Here is a 16,740-nt window from a genome sequence, read left to right on the forward strand (position 1 = left end):
CTTCGACGTGCGACTGAACGACAAGACCTCGATCATCACCGGCGGCGCCGGCGGGATCGGCCGCGGCATCACCCGTGCGTTCGTCAAGGAGGGCGCCAACGTCCTCGTGGTGGACATCAACGACGAGGCCGGGGACGCGCTGGCGGCCGAACTCGGCGGGAAGGTGCGCTACCTCCACTGCGACATCTCGGTCGAGGCCAACGCCGCCATGATCGTCGCGGCCGCCGTCGAGGCGTTCGGACACCTGGACATCCTGGTCAACAACGCCCACGCTTCCCGCCAGGCCCCGCTGCTCGAGACCACCGGCGACATGATGAACCTGTCCTTCGGCACCGGCTTCTACCCCACCTTCTGGCTGATGAAGGCCGCTCACCCCCGTCTGGCGGAGCGGGACGGATCGGTCATCAACTTCGCCTCCGGCGCCGGTATCGACGGCAGCCCCACCCAGGCGTCCTACGCCGCGGCGAAGGAGGCGATCCGAGCCATCAGCCGGGTGGCCGCCAACGAGTGGGCGCGCGACGGGATCAACGTCAACGTCATCTCCCCCCTCGCGCTCACCGAGGGCGTGGAGGCCTACATCGAAGCGAACCCGGGGATCGAGAAGAAATTGCTGGCCGGCACCCCGATGCGCCGCTTCGGCGACCCGGAGTCGGACATCGGCCGGGTCGCGGTCTTCCTCGCCAGTGACGACGCGTCCTACATGACCGGGCAGACGATGATGGTCGACGGCGGCGGGCTCATGCTCCGCTAACCGTCGCCGGAGCCGACACGCAACCTCGGCACCAGCACGTCGCGGACCGTCTCGGGGTTGCGTTCGACCACCACCCAGCGCCGGCCCAGCGCACCGGCCGCGACCGCCGTGGTCCCGGACCCGGCGAACAGGTCCACGACCAGCTCGCCGGGCTCGGTGGCCAGCTCGACGATCCGCCGCATCAGGGCCTCCGGTTTGGGGGTGCGGAATCCGTCGACCCCGGCCGCCCGCAGTTCGGCGCGAGCGGTGTCGGTCGACCCGACCTCCTGGGACAGCCAGATAGTCTTGAGCTTCTTGATCCGCCCGGCCTCGAACCGGTCCCGCTGGTAGATGTCCACCCGGGGACCCGAACGGCCCTTCACCGTGCGGCACACCAGGTCGCCGACGCGCTCCCTCGCCCTCTCGCGCGACCACCGCCACACCGCCGGGGTGAGATCGCCGAACACCGGGAGGATCTCCTGCAGACCGGGAATCGCGTCCACCGACACCTCGCCGGTGTCCGGGTCGCCGTAGAGCGCATACGTCATGGTGGGTGTGGTCCGCGGGTTGAAGCGCTTGTTGGTGTTACGCAGGGGCAGGAGCCGGAAGCTGACACCGTCCATGCCGCGGTGCGGGAAGTCCGCCGGGTCGACCGCCGAGGCGACCCCCCCGGCCAACCGCACCTGCTCGGGGTCGCGGGCGTACACCATCAGGCGGTCGTGGGAGCCCGCGAAGAAGCGGTCCAGCTGTCGCCCCTTGGGATTGCTCTCCACCGTGAGGTCCGCGATGAACGCCTCGGCGCCGAAGATCTCGTCGAGCAGGCAGCGCACGCGGTGGGCTTCGGCGTCGTCGAGGTGCACCCACACGGTTCCCGTCTCCGCGAGCAGGTCACGGGCCACGGCGAGCCGGGTCTCGATGTAGTCGAGCCACTCGTGACGCGGCATGTTGTCGTGATACCCGTCGAACCGGCCCCCGCGGTTGTACGGCGGGTCGAGATAGACCAGCTGCGCGGTGCCGGACGGTGCGAGGCCGTGTTCCGCGAGGGCGTCGTGGGCGTCGGCGATGCGTGCGCCGTCGCCGACCAGCACGGCCCCGTCGACGGGGTTCGTGCCGCCTGCTCCGCCGGGAACGACGGTTCGATCGGGCTCGTGGGCGACGTCCGCGCGGCGCGCGAACAGTGCGGCGACCCGGGGAACCGGCCCGTCCGCGCCCGAGGACCCGGCGCCACCCCGCCCGGGCCAGGAGATCGAGAAGTCGGGAGAGGTCACCGCAGCGGTTCGAGGGTCAGGGAATCGGTCCGGCGGAACACCGTGCCGTAGCGGGCGTCCAGTCGGATCCAGGCGCCGCGTTCGCTCACCCGGACCGGCTCACCCTCCGGGGCGCGGCCGGCCTTCTCCGGCACGAAACCGCACATCACCACCGAGAACACCGTGCGCATGTCCACCCCGACGGGGTGGGACGTGTCCGCCCGGACCGTGAGCGCGACCTGGTCGAGCAGGGACGGTGGCAGACCCGCGGGGCCGGCGTTCTCCCGCGCGGCCTCCCGTCCCGACCGCGTGAGGTCGAGCAGGACCTGCGCCGGTACGTCCTCGACGCGCTGGAACCCGTCGGTGGGCGGCAGCAGTCCCTGCCAGGCGGACAGGAGCGGCATCCCGGGGTCGATCAGCCCCTCGCCGTCCCCGCGCGGCAGGACGTCGAGCTCGGTGAGGAGGTGGTCCGCCCCGGCCACGACGTCGCCACCGGGGCACGTTCCCCCGAGCACGCGGACGACCAGCGCCCCGAAGGGGGTTCGGGCCCAGACGCGCATCCGGCCGTCTCCCCCGGAGGTCAATCGCACGACGGCGGCCTCGTCCAGGCGGAGAATGCGGCGGAGCAGGGTGCGCAGGTCGTCGCGGTCGGCGGGGTCGGGCACACGGATCATCCCGGTATCAGACCCCGGTCCGATCACGCCGGGTCCTCGTGCCGGAACTCCAGCAGGTAGTCGCGCTCGGCGCGGGAGAAGCGCCGGGGGCGTTGGGTGGTCAGGTCGAACGCGGCGATGGTGGCCGCGCAGTCCACGGCCGGCGGCGCCGAGTCCGGGGTGGTGCGGCCGCGGACCTCGTGGCGGGCCACGAACATCGCGCCACCCACCTTCTCGCACCACATCCGAATGCGGACGGGACCGTCGGCGTGCTTGACCTGGCCGCGGTACTTCACCGAGAGGTCGGTCATCACCGCTCCGGCGGTGAGCGTCGCGGTGGGCGTGCCCTCGGAGAAGAGCCACGGGATCCGCGCCTCCTCGATGAGCGTGATCATCCGGGCGTGGTTGACGTGGTGGTAGAGGTCCTGGTCCGACCACCGGACCGGCATCGCCGAGGTGAACACCCGACGACCCGGCTCCCCCGACACCCCGAGCGGCCCCCCGGCCTCCAGGACGAGCTGTTCGGTCACGTGGCGGGCCCCTGGTCGGTGATGGCCGCCCGCTGCTGCGCCGCCTCGAGTACGTGGCGCACCCCGGACGGGATCTCCACAGCCGTCGAGGTGGAGGTGTCGTAGGCCACCATGACCACCCGCAGCGCGCAGCAGATCTCGCCCGCCGCATCCAGGATGGTCTGGCGGATCTGGTACGACGTCGTACCGACGTGCTCGACCTCGATCTCGACCTCGACGGTGGTCGAGTCACGCAGGACCGGCCGCAGATGGTCGATCTCCACCCGCCGCACCACCTGCGGCAGGTTACCCAGTCCGAACGGGCCGAAGCGGCTGCGGATGAACAGGATCCGCGCCTCCTGGGCGTATTCGATGTACTTGACGTTGTTGACGTGCCCGTACTGGTCGAAGTCCGCCCACCGCACCTGCAGAGTGCAACGGAACGTGTCGGCGTCCGTCGCGTCGTGAAGTGAACTCATCCCGCCTCCTCCCGGTCCCCCAGCAGCGCGGCTCGCTCCTCGGGGGTGATCTCCAGTGTCGTGGTCTCGTCATCCGCCGTCACGACCATCACCGTGTCGACCACCGCGCACGGTTCGGCGCCGGTCGACTCGGAGCCGATCGAGGTCCGCATGGTGAACGAGGTACGACCCACCCGCAGGACCTGCACGTCCACCCACACCTCGGCCACACCCATGGCGATGGTGCGGCGGAAGTCGATCTCCATCCACCGCGCCAGTGCGATCGGCACCCGCGAGCCCGGCACCCCGAACTTCTCGCGGAACCACATCAGCCGGGCGTCCTGGGAGAACTCCTGGAACCGCACGTTGTTGACGTGCATGCCCACGAAGTCGGAGATCCGCAGCGGGATCCGCACCCGGTGCACGGCTCCCGCCGACTCGGTGACGGTCGTGGCGCCCGCGGCCGGGGTGCCCGCGCTCTGGGTGGTCGGTGTGGCCATGTGCGGTCAGTCCCTGGTGAGCTTGCGGTGGGTGACCCGGTGCGGGCGCGCCGCGTCGGGTCCGAGACGCTCGACCTTGTTCTTCTCGTAGCCCTCGAAGTTGCCCTCGAACCAGTACCACTGCCCCTCGGCGACGTTGCCCTCCCAGGCGAGGATGTGGGTACAGGTCCGGTCCAGGAACCAGCGGTCGTGCGAGATGACCACGGCGCAACCCGGGAAGTCCTCGAGCGCGTTCTCCAGGCTGCCCAGCGTCTCGGTGTCGAGGTCGTTGGTGGGCTCATCCAGGAGGATCAGGTTGCCGCCGACCTTGAGGGTCAGGGCCAGGTTGAGGCGGTTGCGCTCACCACCGGACAGGACACCGGACTTCTTCTGCTGGTCCGGTCCCTTGAAACCGAAGGCGCTGACGTAGGCCCGCGACGGCATCTCGTTCTGGCCGACCTCGATGAAGTCGTTGCCCTCGGAGACGACCTCCCACACCGACTTCTCCGGGTCGATATTGGCGCGGTTCTGGTCGACGTAGCTCAACTTGACGGTGTCGCCGACCTTGACGGTGCCGGAGTCCGGCTCCTCGAGCCCGACGATGGTCTTGAACAGGGTCGTCTTACCGACACCGTTGGGGCCGATCACACCGACGATGCCGTTGCGGGGCAGGGTGAAGCTGAGGTCCTTGATGAGGATCCGGTCGTCGAAGCCCTTGTGCAGGCCGTCGACCTCCACCACCACGTTGCCGAGGCGCGGCGGCGTCGGGATCTGGATCTCCTCGAAGTCGAGCTTGCGGTGCTTCTCGGCCTCCGCTGCCATCTCCTCGTACTTCGCCAGACGAGCCTTCGACTTGGTCTGCCGGGCCTTGGCGCCGGAGCGGACCCACTCGAGTTCCGCCTTGAGCCGCTTCTGCAGCTTCTGGTCCTTCTTGCCCTGGACCTCGAGCCGCTCCGCCTTCTTCTCCAGGTAGGTGGAGTAGTTGCCCTCGTAGGGGTGCAGCTGGCCGCGGTCGACCTCACAGATCCACTGTGCGACGTGGTCGAGGAAGTACCGGTCGTGTGTGACGGCCAGGACGGCGCCGGGGTAGGCGGCCAGGTGCTGCTCCAGCCAGAGGACGGACTCGGCGTCCAGGTGGTTGGTGGGCTCGTCGAGCAGCAGCAGGTCGGGCTTGCTCAGCAGCAGCTTGCACAGCGCCACGCGGCGCATCTCGCCACCGGACAGGTTGGTCACCGGCGAATCGCCCGGCGGGCAGCGCAGTGCGTCCATGGCCTGCTCGATTTGGGAGTCCACGTCCCAGGCGTCGACGGCGTCGAGCTGCTCCTGCAGCTGACCCATCTCCTCCATGAGCTCGTCGGTGTAGTTGGTCGCCATCTCCTCGGCGACCTCGTTGTACCGACGCAGCTGCACCATCGTCTCGCCGAGACCGTCCTCGACGTTCTCCTTGACGGTCTTGGACTGGTCGAGCTCCGGCTCCTGCAACAGGATGCCGACGCTGGCCTCGGGGTCGAGGAACGCCTCGCCGTTGGAGGGCTGGTCGATCCCGGCCATGATCTTGAGGATGGAGGACTTGCCGGCGCCGTTGGGGCCCACGACGCCGATCTTCGCACCGGGGTAGAAGGACATCGTGACGTCGTCGAGGATCACCTTGTCCCCGTGCGCCTTGCGTACCTTCTTCATCGTATAGATAAACTCGGCCATTCTACCCTCTCACCTGCGCAAATAGTTCACATCGCCGCGGGTGGGCCGCGGGCACGACCCCCATGTTACGTGTCCACCCGCGGCCCCGGCGTCCGCAGCGGACGCCGGCCCCACCCCCTGCCGCTTCAGGCGCCGGCCGCCCCCACGAACTCGTCCGCCCCGCTCGGGTCGGGCTCCGGCGCGTCGACGTCCAGCGACCCGATCGCCATGGCGTCCGGGTCCTCGGCCACGCCCTGCGGTTCGCCCTCGTCGCCGTCGGCGCCGGCGCCAGTGCCGTCGACGGGCGCGTCCGTCCTGGCGCGGCGCACGGTGACGTCCATCCGGGACAGATCGGGCCCCACCGCGCTGACCCGCATCTCCAGGTCACGCATGATGCGGCCGTCACGCTCGTACTCGTTGGTGAGCAGCCGGCCGTGGAGGATCACGCCGTCGCCCTTGCAGAGCGCACCGGACGCCCGTTGCCCCAGCCTGCCCCAGCAGTTGGCCGAGAAGTACAGTGTGCCGCCGGTCTTCCACTCCCCCGTGAGCCGGTCCTGGTAGCGGCTGTTGCTCGCCACCCGGAAGGTGAACACCTGGTCGTCGCCCACCCGTCGAGTGGTGGGGTCGGTGATCACCGTGCCGCGGACTGTCGTGTGGGTCTCGTTCATGGGCTGGACTCCTGTCACGTTCGGCCGACCGTGCATCGGCCTCGTGACCCTCAGCGTGCCCCACCTCGTCGTCGTCACCCCGTGTTCCCACCGCCCGCGGCGGCGGCCCTGTGGAGGGGGAACGGGGTGTGGAGAACGGTCGGTCGTGACGACGACGAGGTTCGCGGTCTCAGTGCCGGCGGTCGGTGCGGGACATCTCCCGGAGCATCTCGTTGTAGGCCTTGAGCTCGGCGTCGTCGTCGCGGTCGGCCTGCCGTTCCCCGCGCCGCGCCTCGCGCATGTCGCTCTGGTACCACTGCCATGCCAGGGCCAGCATGACGATCACCAGGGGGACCTCCCCCGCCGCCCACGCGACACCGCCGCCGACCTGCTGACTCTGCAGCAGATCCGGGATCCACGGCAGGCCGATGCCCGAGTACCACGACTCCGCCAGCACGGTCTTGGTGTTCATCAGGAGGATGCCGAAGAACGCGTGGAAGGGCAGCGAACTCAACAGCACCATGAGCTTGTACATCGGCGAGAAGTGCCGCGGCGCGGCGTCCACGCCGATGATCACCCAGTAGAAGAGGTAGCCACTGATGAGGAAGTGCACGTTCATGAACATGTGGCCCAGGTGCTCCGAGGCCAACATCTGATAGAAGCCGCCGAAGTAGATGAGGTAGAAACCTGCAACGAACTGGACCGACGCCACGATCGGGTGGGTGAGGAAGTGCGAGAGCGGGTTGTTGATGAACTCGACCAGCCACTCGCGTGGACCGGGCGGGTTGCCGCGGCCGGCGGCCGGGAGCGCGCGCAGCGCCAGAGTGAACGGGCCGCCGAGGGCCAACAGGACGGGCACCAACATCGAGATGAGCATGTGGCCCACCATGTGGCTCGCGAAGTCGGCCATCATGTACATCCCCATGCCGGAGCTGGTGGTGAAGAAGAGGATCACGCAACCCGACACCCAGAAGGCGGTACGGCTCGCGGGCCACGAATCGCCGCGGCGGAGCAGGCGCAGGATGCCCCAGACGTACAGGCCCAGGAGGACCACCGCGGCCAGGCCGAGGACCAGGTCGAACCGCCAGGTCCCGAACACCGTGCCGAACGAGAACGGGCCGGGCAACTCGAAGCCCAGCAGCGCCTCCTGCCGCGTGGGGACGTACAGGGGCGCGGGCGGCGGGGTGCGGCCGAGCGAGACCGACAGGCCCAGCGTGCCGGCCATGACCACGGCTTCCACCACGATGATCCGCAGCAGCGTGGGCCGGTCGACCGGAGCGTTGGCCCCCGTCGACTCGATCGTGGCGATGATCCGACGGCGGATCGCCAGGCCGAACATCGCCAGCAGGCACAGTACGAGCGCCTTGGACACCACCAGCAGCCCGTAGGTCGAGGTGAGCAGGTCGCCCGGGTGCAGGCGGACCAGCGCGTTGATCACGCCCGTGAGGCCGAGCGCGACGATCGCGACCGTCGCCACCACCGAGTAGCGACGCAGGGCCAGTGCGACTCGGGAGCCGCCTCGCCAGGTGTGGACGATGAGCGCGACGAGTCCGCCCACGTAGAACGCCGCACCGAACAGATGGATGATCAGCGAGTTGGTGGCGATGTCATGGGCCGTGTTCCCCGACGCGTGGCCCGTGGCCGCCACCGGCAGCAGCGACATCACCGAGACTGCCAGCCAGATGACAGACCAGCGCCAGCTCAGCGTCAGCCGCTGCCCGATGCCGGCGACCAGGGCGATGACCGCGGCCCAGCGCCACGAGGACGCGACGTCGATCTGGTTGATCGCGACCAGCCACTGGTCCGGCGGCAGGGTCTGGAAGAAGGTTCGACCGGAGACGTCCGACAGGGTCAGCGGGATGAGCAACGCCGCGGCGACCGCCCAGGCGATATTCGCCCACGATGAGATCTGCTGCATCCGGTAGCCGTCGACGTCGAGGGTCTTGTCCTTCTGCGGCGGGGTGAAGAACGCCGCGAACAGCGCTGCACCCACCGCGACGGAGGCGAGGAGTTCGCCGATCGACCGGAGCGCCGGCAGGCCGGACGTGGTGAGCGCGCCGGGGTCGGGCACACCCACCAGCTCGAGCGCGACATCGGCGGACATGGCCGAGAGCGGGATGACCACCGCGGCCGCGACCGCCGCGAGGAGTAGCACCAGGGCCACGATGTTGCGGGCTCCGAACCGCCCGGCGGTGGCGGGGGCGGTCTTCGACGACGTCATGGGCTCCATCGTAGGAACTCCGACGCCCCCGGGCCGATTCGCCACTGTCGGACGCACCCCCCGGATCGGCTACCATTCTCCCGGCGACGCCGCACGCGGGCGTCGCAGGCCTCCGTAGCTCAGTGGATAGAGCATCCGGTTTCTACCCGGCTGGTCAGGGGTTCGAATCCTCTCGGGGGCGCCGCAGCGCGGTCAGCCCGCGGCTTCGCGCAGCCGCGCCAGCAGCGGCTCGGCGGCCTCCTCGAGGAACCGGTCGAGGGTGGAGTCGCCGATCTGGATCAGCGCGATGTCGGTGTACCCGGCCTCCCAGTAGGGCCGGACCTTTTCCACGATCGCGTCGAGATCGGGCCCGCACGCCAACTGCTCCCCCACGTCCTCGGTCCGGACGAACTGGGTGGCGGCGGCGAACCCGGCGGTGGTGGGCAGGTCGGAGTTCATGGCCCACCCGCCAGCGAACCACCGGAACTGGTCGTGCGCGCGTTCGACGGCGGCCGACTCCGAGTCGGGGTCCCAGCTGATGGGGATCTGCGCGATCGCGCGGGCGCCGTCACCGATCCGGGTCTGCCCCTCGAGCCCGTTCCACTCCTCGATGTAGCTGCTCTCGGGCTCGGTGGCGATGAGGTGGTCGCCCAGCGGCCCCAGGTGCGCCAGGGCCTTCTCGCCGCCGGCGGCCACGCCGATCGGGACGCGCTTCTCGGGCAGGTCCCACAGGCGGGCGGAGTCCACGCGGAAGTGTTCGCCGGAGTAGGTGACGAGCCCGCCGTCGAACAGGTCGCGGATGATCTCGAGCGCCTCGACGGTCATCTCGTGGCGCTCGTCGACCGACGGCCAGCGCTGCCCCACCACGTGTTCGTTGAGGTTCTCCCCCGCGCCGATGCCGAGCATGAACCGACCGTCGGACATGATCTGCATCGTCGCGGCCTTCTGCGCCACCACCGCCGGGTGGTACCGCAGGATCGGGCAGGTGACATAGGTGCACAGGTCGACCCGTTCGGTGACGTGCGCGACCGCCCCGAGCACGCTCCACACGTACGGAGCGTGCCCCTGCGAACTCAGCCATGGGAAATAATGGTCCGAGGCCACCTCGAAGTCGAAGCCCGCCTGTTCGGCCTTGGCGGCGTAGCGCACGAGCTCCTTGGGTCCGGACTGTTCGGTCATGAGGGTGTATCCGAAGCGCGTCATGCCTACCGATCGTGCGCGCGGCCGGGCCGCGACGCCACCGGTCCGAGCGTCGGGCACGCGGGCCCGCGTGCCCGACGCCACACCGGCAATCGGTTGCCGCCCGGCGCGGGGCGCGGCACCGTCGAGGGCATGACCACCCAGCGCGCTCTCCTCCTCGACGTCGACGGCACCCTCGTGGATTCGACCTACGTCCATGTCTGGACCTGGGTCCGCGCTCTCGCGGAGGCGGGAGCGCCGGTGCCGTTCGTGGAGGTGCACCGCCGGATCGGCAAGGACGGCTCGACGATCGTGGAGGAGTTACTCGATATAGCGGGAGTCGACGACGACGAGGAGCGCGAGAGCATCGCGGGCCGGGCCAAGGACCTGCACGGTGAGTACTACGCCGAACAGGCCGGGTCTCTGCGGGTGCTCCCCGGAGCCCGCGACCTCGTGCGCGGCGCCAAGGAGCAGGGGTGGATCACGGTGCTGGCCACGTCCGCGCCGCCGTCGGAGTTCGCCGAGGCCCGCAAGTTGCTCGACATCGACGCCCACGTGGACGCCGCGACCACCGGTGAGGACGTCGACCGGGCCAAGCCCGATCCCACGATCGTGGCTATCGCCCTCGAACGCTCGGGCGTCGACGCCGCGGATGCGGTGATGGTCGGCGACGCGACCTGGGACGCCATCGCCGCGACCAAGCTGGGCATCCGCTCGGTGGCGGTGCGTACCGGCGGAATCGGCGATTCGGAGCTCCGAGACGCCGGATTCTCGCAGATCGCCGACGACGCCGCCGCGGTGCTGGAGCTGCTGACCTCGGGCACGCTCTGACCTGCCGGGCCCCGCCACGCGCTCCCCACTGCTGCGCACCACGCCTCCCGGCCCAGGCGCCTCCCGGCCCCGCCCCGTTCCCGGTCACGTGCCCTCTATGGACCGTTCCGGGCTCGCACCCCTACCCGACACGCGCATTCCGGGCGCGCATACCGGGGAGTGCCCGCCACGCGGTCAGACGGCGGGCTCCGCGTCCTCCCAGGTGCTCTCCGCCTCGGCGCGGCTCGGCGTGCGCACCGGCAACAACAGCGCCAGGCCGATCAGCAGCACCAGGCCGATGCCCGCGATGCCCGCACGGTCGGCGGCGAACGCCCAGGTGAACAGCCCGAACAGTGCCGGCGCGAGGAACGAGACCGCGCGCCCGGTGGTGGCGTAGAGCCCGAACATCTGGCCGTCGCCGCCGGGCGGGGCCAGCCGCGCCAGGAACGACCGGGACGCGGACTGCGCCGGCCCCACGAACAGGCACATCAGCAGCCCGAAGACCCAGAACATGCCGGTACCGTCCACGAACAGCAGGACGGTCATCGTCGCGATCATCGCCACCAGCGACCCGACGATCACCGCCTTGGGACCCACCGTGTCGTCGACCAGTCCCGCGACCGCCGCCCCGAGAGCCGCGACGACGTTGGCCGCCACACCGAAGATCAGGACGTCCCCCGGCGCGAGCCCGTAGACCGTCACGGCCAAAATCGCCCCGAAGGTGAACACGCCGGCCAGCCCGTCCCGGAAGATTGCGCTCGCGAGGAGGAACCTCACCGTCCGCGGATCCCGCCGCCAGAGGGCCTTGAGGTCACGCCAGAGGATGCGGTACGACTCGCCGAAGCCCACCTTGCCGTTGTCGTCGCTCCTCCCCGCCCCCGGGCGGTGCTCGGGTACCGCCCGCAGCACCGGCAGCGCGAAGAGCGCGAACCACACGGCGGCGACGAGGCAGACCAGCCGCACGTTGAGGCCACCGTCGGTGGTGATGCCGAACACCCCGCGCACGGGGCCGTCGCCGTAGATGAAGCCGACGAACGCCGCGAGCAGCAGGAAGATCCCGCCGAAGTAGCCCATCGCCCACCCGAACCCGGACACGCGGCCGACGGTGGACGGCGTGGAGACCTGGCGCAGCATCGCGAAGTAGGCGACCTCGGCGAATTCGAACGTGATCGACCCGACCGCCAGCAGCACCAGGCCGACGAAGAACCACGGGTAGGGCGCGTCGGAGTCGACGAGGAACATCAGCGCCGTGAGCAGGACCGTCGCATATGTCCAGAGGCCCAGCGCGCGGCGGCGCCGGCCCCCGCGGTCGGCGCGTTGGCCCATCACCGGCGCGGTGAGCGCGATGACCAGCCCGGCCACGGCGATGGAGATCGACAGCCACGTGGCCGCCGAGAACGGCCCGTCGAGGTCCGCGCCCACCGAGTCGGTCAGGTAGACGGAGAAGACGAAGGTGACGATCACCGCGTTGAACGCCGCCGACCCCCAGTCCCACATCCCCCACGCGAGGACCTGACCGCGGGCGACGCCACGACGCGATGGTGACGACGAGGTGGTCGCCGACATGGTGGACCCTGACGGGTGCGGTGTTCCGATGCTGCTCACGCCGATCAGGCTAGGACCTCCACCACGCTCCGGAAGGCGGCACGCGGGTAAGGTCAGCGCTGCCACACCCGCCGTACGCGGGCGAACCGAGTGGAAGAACCGAGGAGCCCCATGTCCCTGCCCACGCCCACCGCGTCGAACCGAGCAGTCGTCACCGGCGCCTCCTCGGGGATCGGCATGGCCCTGGCCACCGAACTCGCCCGGCGTGGGCACTCGCTGATCGTGGTGGCCCGGCGTGAGTCCGTGTTGGAGGAGCTGCGGGCCCGGCTCGAGGCCGGGTTCGGCGTGACCGTGGAGGTCCGCGCGTGTGACCTCGCCGACCCCGCCGCGCGGCAGCCGCTGCTGGACGAGCTGGCAGGGCGCGAGATCTCGGTCCTGTGCAACAACGCCGGCATCGCCACGTTCGGCCCGGTCGCCACGCTGGACCCGCAGTACGAGAAGCACCAGGTGCAGGTCAACGCGGTGGCGTGTCACGACCTGGTCCTGGCGGTGTTGCCCGGGATGGTCGAGCGGCGCTCGGGGGCGATCCTCAACGTCGGCTCCGCGGCCGGCAACATGCCGATCCCCAACAACGCCACCTACGCCGCGTCCAAGGCGTTCCTCAACACCTTCTCCGAGTCGCTGCGGGGCGAGCTCAAGGGCTCCGGCGTCAACGTCACGCTGCTGGCCCCCGGTCCGGTGCGCACCGAGGAGATCGCCGAGGAGGAGAAGACCTTCGTCGACCGGCTCGTCCCCGACCGCCTCTGGGTGGACACCGAGTACACCGCCCGTGTGTCGCTGGACGCGCTCGCCCGCAACAAGATGCGGATCGTGCCCGGGCCGCTGAGCCAGGCGATGTCCGTGGCCGGGAACTACACCCCGCGCGGCATCATGGCGCCGATCGTCGGAAAGTTCTACGCCAAGCTCGGCGAGGGGCAGCAGGGCGGGGCCTGATCGGCCGGGGCGGGCGCGGGGGACCACCGGCGATATAGTCGAACAATGTCAGAGCCGACCTCCGCCGAGACCCCTTCCCCAGCGTCCTCACGGACGCCGCACCAGGAGTCCAAGAACGACCGAATCGTCTGGATCGACTGCGAGATGACCGGCCTCGACACCTCGTCGGATGCGCTCGTGGAGATCGCCGCCCTAGTGACCGACTCTGAACTCAACGTCCTCGGCGAGGGGATCGACATCGTCATCCACGCCCCCGACGCCAAGCTCGACGCGATGGTCCCGGTCGTGCGCGACATGCACGCCTCCTCCGGACTGACCGAGGAGATCCGCCGGTCCACCGTGACAGTCGCCGAGGCCGAGGAGCAGGTCCTCGCCTACATCCGCGAATGGGTCCCCGTGGCCGGATCCGCTCCCCTGGCGGGCAACTCGATCGGCACCGACCGCGGCTTCCTCGCCCGGGACATGCCCGAGCTCAACTCCTACCTGCACTACCGGATGATCGACGTCAGCTCCATCAAGGAACTGTGCCGTCGTTGGTACCCCCGCATCTACTTCGGCCAGCCGGAGAAGGGCATGTCGCACCGGGCCCTGGCGGACATCAAGGAATCCATCCGCGAGCTGGCGTACTACCGGGCCACCGCGTTCGTGCCGCAGCCCGGACCGACCAGCGACGAGGTCAAGCAGGCCGCCGCGGACCTGCCCGCGGTCGACTGACCACCACCCGGGCCCTTCGACCGGCCCCACCTGCGGATTTCTCGGGGGCGGGGGCCACGGGGTAAAGTCGTCAGCGCTGTCCGCGAGGACGGCGGTGGTGGCTGTAGTTCAGCTGGTAGAGCACCAGATTGTGATTCTGGATGTCGCGGGTTCGAGCCCCGTCAGCCACCCCGAGCGCAGGGCCCGGACCTCACGGTCCGGGCCCTGCCCCTTTCTCCCGATTCGCCTCGAGTTCTCGCGAGCATCGCCCCGCCGCCGGCTACCAGCGGTTGCGGGACTGCTCCGCCCAGCCGACCAGTCCGTCGAGCGAGACCTCCGACCCGTCGTCCAGCACCCCGGTCCCGTGCCACAGCCCGAAGGCCTGGTGCGTCTTTACCGCCAGCACACCGAGTTCGGTGACGTCGCGGCGCAGATGGAACGGCGTGAGCGTGGCGTCGAGGCGCTCACCCCGCACCCGCCACGGTCCCCCCGGCTCGGACAGGTCGTAGGTCCACCGCAGGTCCTCACCGAGTTTGTGCATCCGGCCGTCGACCAGGATCCCGTTCTCGGTCGAGCCGGTGCCGTCGGTCCACTTCCCGCCGACCTGGATCGCGCGGGTCGACCCGTCCACGACGCCGCTGCCGGCGCCCCAGTTCCACGTGGTGGCGTAGCGCCAGCGGCCCCGCCCACGATCCAGCACCGCCCACCCCGTGCCGAGGTCGTGTGTCGTGCCGTCCAAAGTCACCGTGCCGGTGACGGGATTGGCGAGATCCTTGAGCGTGTACTGGAACCGGCGCTCACTCCACGGCACCACCACCGCGAGGCCGTCATGCCCCGGCCGGGAGACGTCCAGGCTCACCTGCAGTCCCCGCGCCTGCACACTGATGGAGGTGCGGCCCTCGTCGTCGTCGATCCCGATCCCCACGCGCCCCGCACCCACGCCGGCCGACGCGTGGAGGGTCCCGTCACCGGGGTCGTCGCCGAAGCGGGGCCGGTGCAGGGGCCGGATGCCGCCTCGGGTCGTCTCCTGGCCCGTCCGGCGGTCCAGGACGTAGACCGCGCAGTTGGCCAGGTAGTCCAGACCCGCCACCGTCAGTCCCACTACGAACCGGTCGGTGACGATCCCCCAGTACTCCCAGCGCTTGGTTCGACCCCAGCCAGCGATCCGTGTGCGGTGCACGGGCGAACGGGACCAGCCGACCGCCTCCGGGTTCAGTCGGCGGCCGTGGGCCAGGTCGACGGGCCGGGTGATCTCGCGCTCGGTCATGGGATCACTCTTGCAGGTGCCTACGCCGCGGCGGGCGAGGGGCCGCGGCGGGCGGAGGGCACGGATGCGAGAGCGCCCGGGCTCTCCTATGGTGCGGGTGATCCGACTGACCCGGGGAGGAACCGTTGTCCACGCTCGATGTGTTGCTGGCGATCGTCGGGGCGCTCGGGGTGGTGATCGTGGCCTTCTCCGCGCGACTGCGTCACTGGCCCGTGACGGAGCCGCTCCTCGCTCTCGCCGCCGGGATCGTCCTGGGGCCGGCGGTCCTCGGCGTGTTCGATGTGCCCGACATCGTCGCCGAGCATTCGACCCTCCACCACGGGGCGGAGATCCTCCTGGCGATCTCGGTGATGGGCGTGGCCCTGCGCTACCCCTTCGCGGCGATCAGGACCCACTGGCGGCGGCTGGCGCTGCTGCTGGTGCTCGTCCTGCCCGGGATGGCGCTCATCTCGACCGGGTTGGCGATGTGGGCCCTCGGCATCCCCTTTGCGCTGGCGTTGCTGTTCGGAACCGCCATCTGCCCCACCGACCCCGTCCTCGCGTCGAGTGTGGTCACCGGACAGGAGGCCGAGGAGGACCTGCCGGAGTACGACCGCGAGCTCCTGTCGCTCGAATCGGGCGCCAACGACGGGCTCGCCCTTCCCCTCGTCCTGGTCGCCCTGGCGGTCGCCACCCCGCTCACCGCCGGGCAGGCTGCCGGAGAGGCCGCCTGGCAGATCGCGGGCGCCCTCGTCGTGGGGATAGTCGCGGGCGTGACGGCCGCCAAGGCGCTGCACTTCTCGGAACGACACCACGACACCGAGACCGGGCCGATGCTGCTGTACACGCTCCTCCTGGCATTGCTCGTCCTGGGAGTTTCGGGCATCACCGGGGTCAACGGCGTCTTCGGCGCATTCGTCGCCGGCCTGGCGTTCAACGTCACCAGCTCCGGCAGCGAACGGCGGACCGAGGTGGAGATCGACGAGGCGGTCAACCAGTTCGCGGTGATCCCCTTCTTCGTCGCCCTCGGCGCGATGATCCCCTGGGAGGCGTGGGGCGATCTCGGTTGGGGCGCGGTATGGCTCTCAGTCGCGGTGCTGCTGTTGCGCAGGCCGCCGCTGATCCTCGCGGCGACGAGACCGCTGGGTCTCAAGATGCGGGGCGCCGCCTACCTCGGCTGGTTCGGGCCCGTCGGCGTCGCGGCCGTGTTCTACCTGACGGAGGAGGCCTCCCGCGCGAGTGCGGACCCGGTACTTCTCGGAGCGGGCACGCTGATCGTCGTGGCCAGTACCGTCGCGCACGGCCTCACCGCAGCACCCGGACGCGCGCTGTACCGGGCGGCCGCAGAACGCGACCCGCAGTCGCGCACCTCGTCGTCGTCGCCGTCACCGACCTGAGCGCCGTCCCCGGGGGTACTCACCCTCGCCCCGGGGCACCACTGGTCGCCCCGGGGTCCTAGTCGAGGTCCCGACCGTCGTCGGTCCCCGCGTCGAGCTCGTCACCACCGGGGCCGCGCGATTCGCGATGGGCGGCCTCCACGGCCCAGATCATGACGCCGACCGACGGGCCCAGGGCCACGCCCAACCCGATGTTGTCCAGCGCGGCACCGAACGCCACGCCGATCCCCATACCGATCCCGATCCAGAGCCCCAGACGGGAGGAATCCATCGG

At 70.2% G+C, this 16,740-nt stretch carries 17 protein-coding genes and 2 tRNA genes; 7 read left to right on the forward strand and 12 right to left on the reverse strand.

The annotated features are described in order from the left end of the window. The first annotated feature begins 7 nt into the window (after positions 1-7). Positions 8-751, forward strand: a complete 744-nt coding sequence (locus L8M95_RS14685) for an SDR family NAD(P)-dependent oxidoreductase (RefSeq protein WP_260489272.1) — start codon at positions 8-10, stop codon at positions 749-751. Here L8M95_RS14685 and L8M95_RS14690 read toward each other — a convergent pair. The 8 genes from L8M95_RS14690 to L8M95_RS14725 form a co-directional block, all read right to left on the reverse strand. Continuing rightward, positions 748-1,998, reverse strand: coding sequence for a site-specific DNA-methyltransferase (locus L8M95_RS14690; RefSeq protein ID WP_260486832.1), 1,251 nt, complete (start codon positions 1,996-1,998; stop codon positions 748-750). The genes L8M95_RS14685 and L8M95_RS14690 overlap by 4 nt on opposite strands. After that, on the reverse strand, positions 1,995-2,651 hold the full coding sequence (locus L8M95_RS14695; protein WP_260486833.1) for a hypothetical protein: 657 nt from the start codon (positions 2,649-2,651) through the stop codon (positions 1,995-1,997). The genes L8M95_RS14690 and L8M95_RS14695 overlap by 4 nt, the downstream gene beginning before the upstream one ends. 23 nt (positions 2,652-2,674) lie before the next feature. Beyond that, positions 2,675-3,160, reverse strand: coding sequence for a thioesterase family protein (locus L8M95_RS14700; RefSeq protein WP_260486834.1), 486 nt, complete (start codon positions 3,158-3,160; stop codon positions 2,675-2,677). After that, entirely contained in the window at positions 3,157-3,618 is a 462-nt protein-coding gene (locus L8M95_RS14705) for a thioesterase family protein (protein WP_260486835.1), read from the reverse strand. The genes L8M95_RS14700 and L8M95_RS14705 overlap by 4 nt, the downstream gene beginning before the upstream one ends. Continuing rightward, the gene (locus L8M95_RS14710; RefSeq protein ID WP_260486836.1) at positions 3,615-4,097 is read right to left on the reverse strand and encodes a thioesterase family protein; all 483 of its coding nucleotides are present in this window, start codon (positions 4,095-4,097) and stop codon (positions 3,615-3,617) included. The genes L8M95_RS14705 and L8M95_RS14710 overlap by 4 nt, the downstream gene beginning before the upstream one ends. A 6-nt stretch (positions 4,098-4,103) precedes the next feature. After that, positions 4,104-5,777 carry an energy-dependent translational throttle protein EttA gene (ettA, locus tag L8M95_RS14715; RefSeq protein ID WP_260486837.1) on the reverse strand — a complete coding sequence of 558 codons (1,674 nt, stop codon included), beginning with the start codon at positions 5,775-5,777 and terminating at the stop codon, positions 4,104-4,106. Between the two features lie 125 nt (positions 5,778-5,902). Continuing rightward, complete coding sequence (locus L8M95_RS14720) at positions 5,903-6,424, reverse strand: single-stranded DNA-binding protein (protein ID WP_260486838.1); 522 nt, start codon at positions 6,422-6,424, stop codon at positions 5,903-5,905. Between the two features lie 169 nt (positions 6,425-6,593). Continuing rightward, on the reverse strand, positions 6,594-8,624 hold the full coding sequence (locus L8M95_RS14725) for a cytochrome c oxidase assembly protein (RefSeq protein ID WP_260486839.1): 2,031 nt from the start codon (positions 8,622-8,624) through the stop codon (positions 6,594-6,596). A 108-nt stretch (positions 8,625-8,732) separates the two neighbouring features. Here L8M95_RS14725 and L8M95_RS14730 point away from each other — a divergent pair. Continuing rightward, positions 8,733-8,805 (forward strand) — tRNA-Arg (locus L8M95_RS14730). A gap of 11 nt (positions 8,806-8,816) precedes the next feature. Here L8M95_RS14730 and L8M95_RS14735 read toward each other — a convergent pair. Then, positions 8,817-9,806 (reverse strand): TIGR03557 family F420-dependent LLM class oxidoreductase, encoded by a 990-nt coding sequence (locus L8M95_RS14735; protein WP_260486840.1) that lies wholly within the window; start codon positions 9,804-9,806, stop codon positions 8,817-8,819. Between the two features lie 129 nt (positions 9,807-9,935). On the opposite strand from L8M95_RS14735, the gene L8M95_RS14740 reads away from it, so the two are divergent. Further along, positions 9,936-10,613: an HAD family hydrolase gene (locus L8M95_RS14740; RefSeq protein WP_260486841.1), complete on the forward strand. Its 678-nt coding sequence runs from the start codon at positions 9,936-9,938 to the stop codon at positions 10,611-10,613. Positions 10,614-10,787: 174 nt separating this feature from the next. On the opposite strand, the gene L8M95_RS14745 is transcribed toward L8M95_RS14740, so the two are convergent. Continuing rightward, positions 10,788-12,158, reverse strand: coding sequence for an MFS transporter (locus L8M95_RS14745; protein WP_260489273.1), 1,371 nt, complete (start codon positions 12,156-12,158; stop codon positions 10,788-10,790). A 150-nt stretch (positions 12,159-12,308) separates the two neighbouring features. On the opposite strand from L8M95_RS14745, the gene cmrA reads away from it, so the two are divergent. From cmrA to L8M95_RS14760, 3 genes are all read left to right on the forward strand, one after another. Continuing rightward, positions 12,309-13,130: a mycolate reductase gene (cmrA, locus tag L8M95_RS14750; RefSeq protein ID WP_260486842.1), complete on the forward strand. Its 822-nt coding sequence runs from the start codon at positions 12,309-12,311 to the stop codon at positions 13,128-13,130. A gap of 45 nt (positions 13,131-13,175) precedes the next feature. Continuing rightward, positions 13,176-13,844: an oligoribonuclease gene (orn, locus tag L8M95_RS14755; protein WP_260486843.1), complete on the forward strand. Its 669-nt coding sequence runs from the start codon at positions 13,176-13,178 to the stop codon at positions 13,842-13,844. A 97-nt stretch (positions 13,845-13,941) separates the two neighbouring features. Then, a tRNA-His gene (locus L8M95_RS14760) sits at positions 13,942-14,014 on the forward strand. Positions 14,015-14,103: 89 nt separating this feature from the next. Here L8M95_RS14760 and L8M95_RS14765 read toward each other — a convergent pair. After that, a complete protein-coding gene (locus L8M95_RS14765) occupies positions 14,104-15,090 on the reverse strand; it encodes a DUF2804 domain-containing protein (RefSeq protein ID WP_260486844.1) in 987 nt (328 codons plus the stop codon). Positions 15,091-15,215: 125 nt separating this feature from the next. Between L8M95_RS14765 and L8M95_RS14770 the strand changes: the two genes are divergently transcribed. After that, a complete protein-coding gene (locus L8M95_RS14770) occupies positions 15,216-16,466 on the forward strand; it encodes a cation:proton antiporter (protein ID WP_260486845.1) in 1,251 nt (416 codons plus the stop codon). Positions 16,467-16,524: 58 nt separating this feature from the next. On the opposite strand, the gene L8M95_RS14775 is transcribed toward L8M95_RS14770, so the two are convergent. Beyond that, positions 16,525-16,737, reverse strand: coding sequence for a hypothetical protein (locus L8M95_RS14775; RefSeq protein WP_260486847.1), 213 nt, complete (start codon positions 16,735-16,737; stop codon positions 16,525-16,527). Positions 16,738-16,740 lie beyond the last annotated feature (3 nt).

Origin of the sequence: Dietzia sp. B32 (assembly GCF_024732245.1) — a bacterium.
GTDB lineage: Bacteria > Actinomycetota > Actinomycetes > Mycobacteriales > Mycobacteriaceae > Dietzia.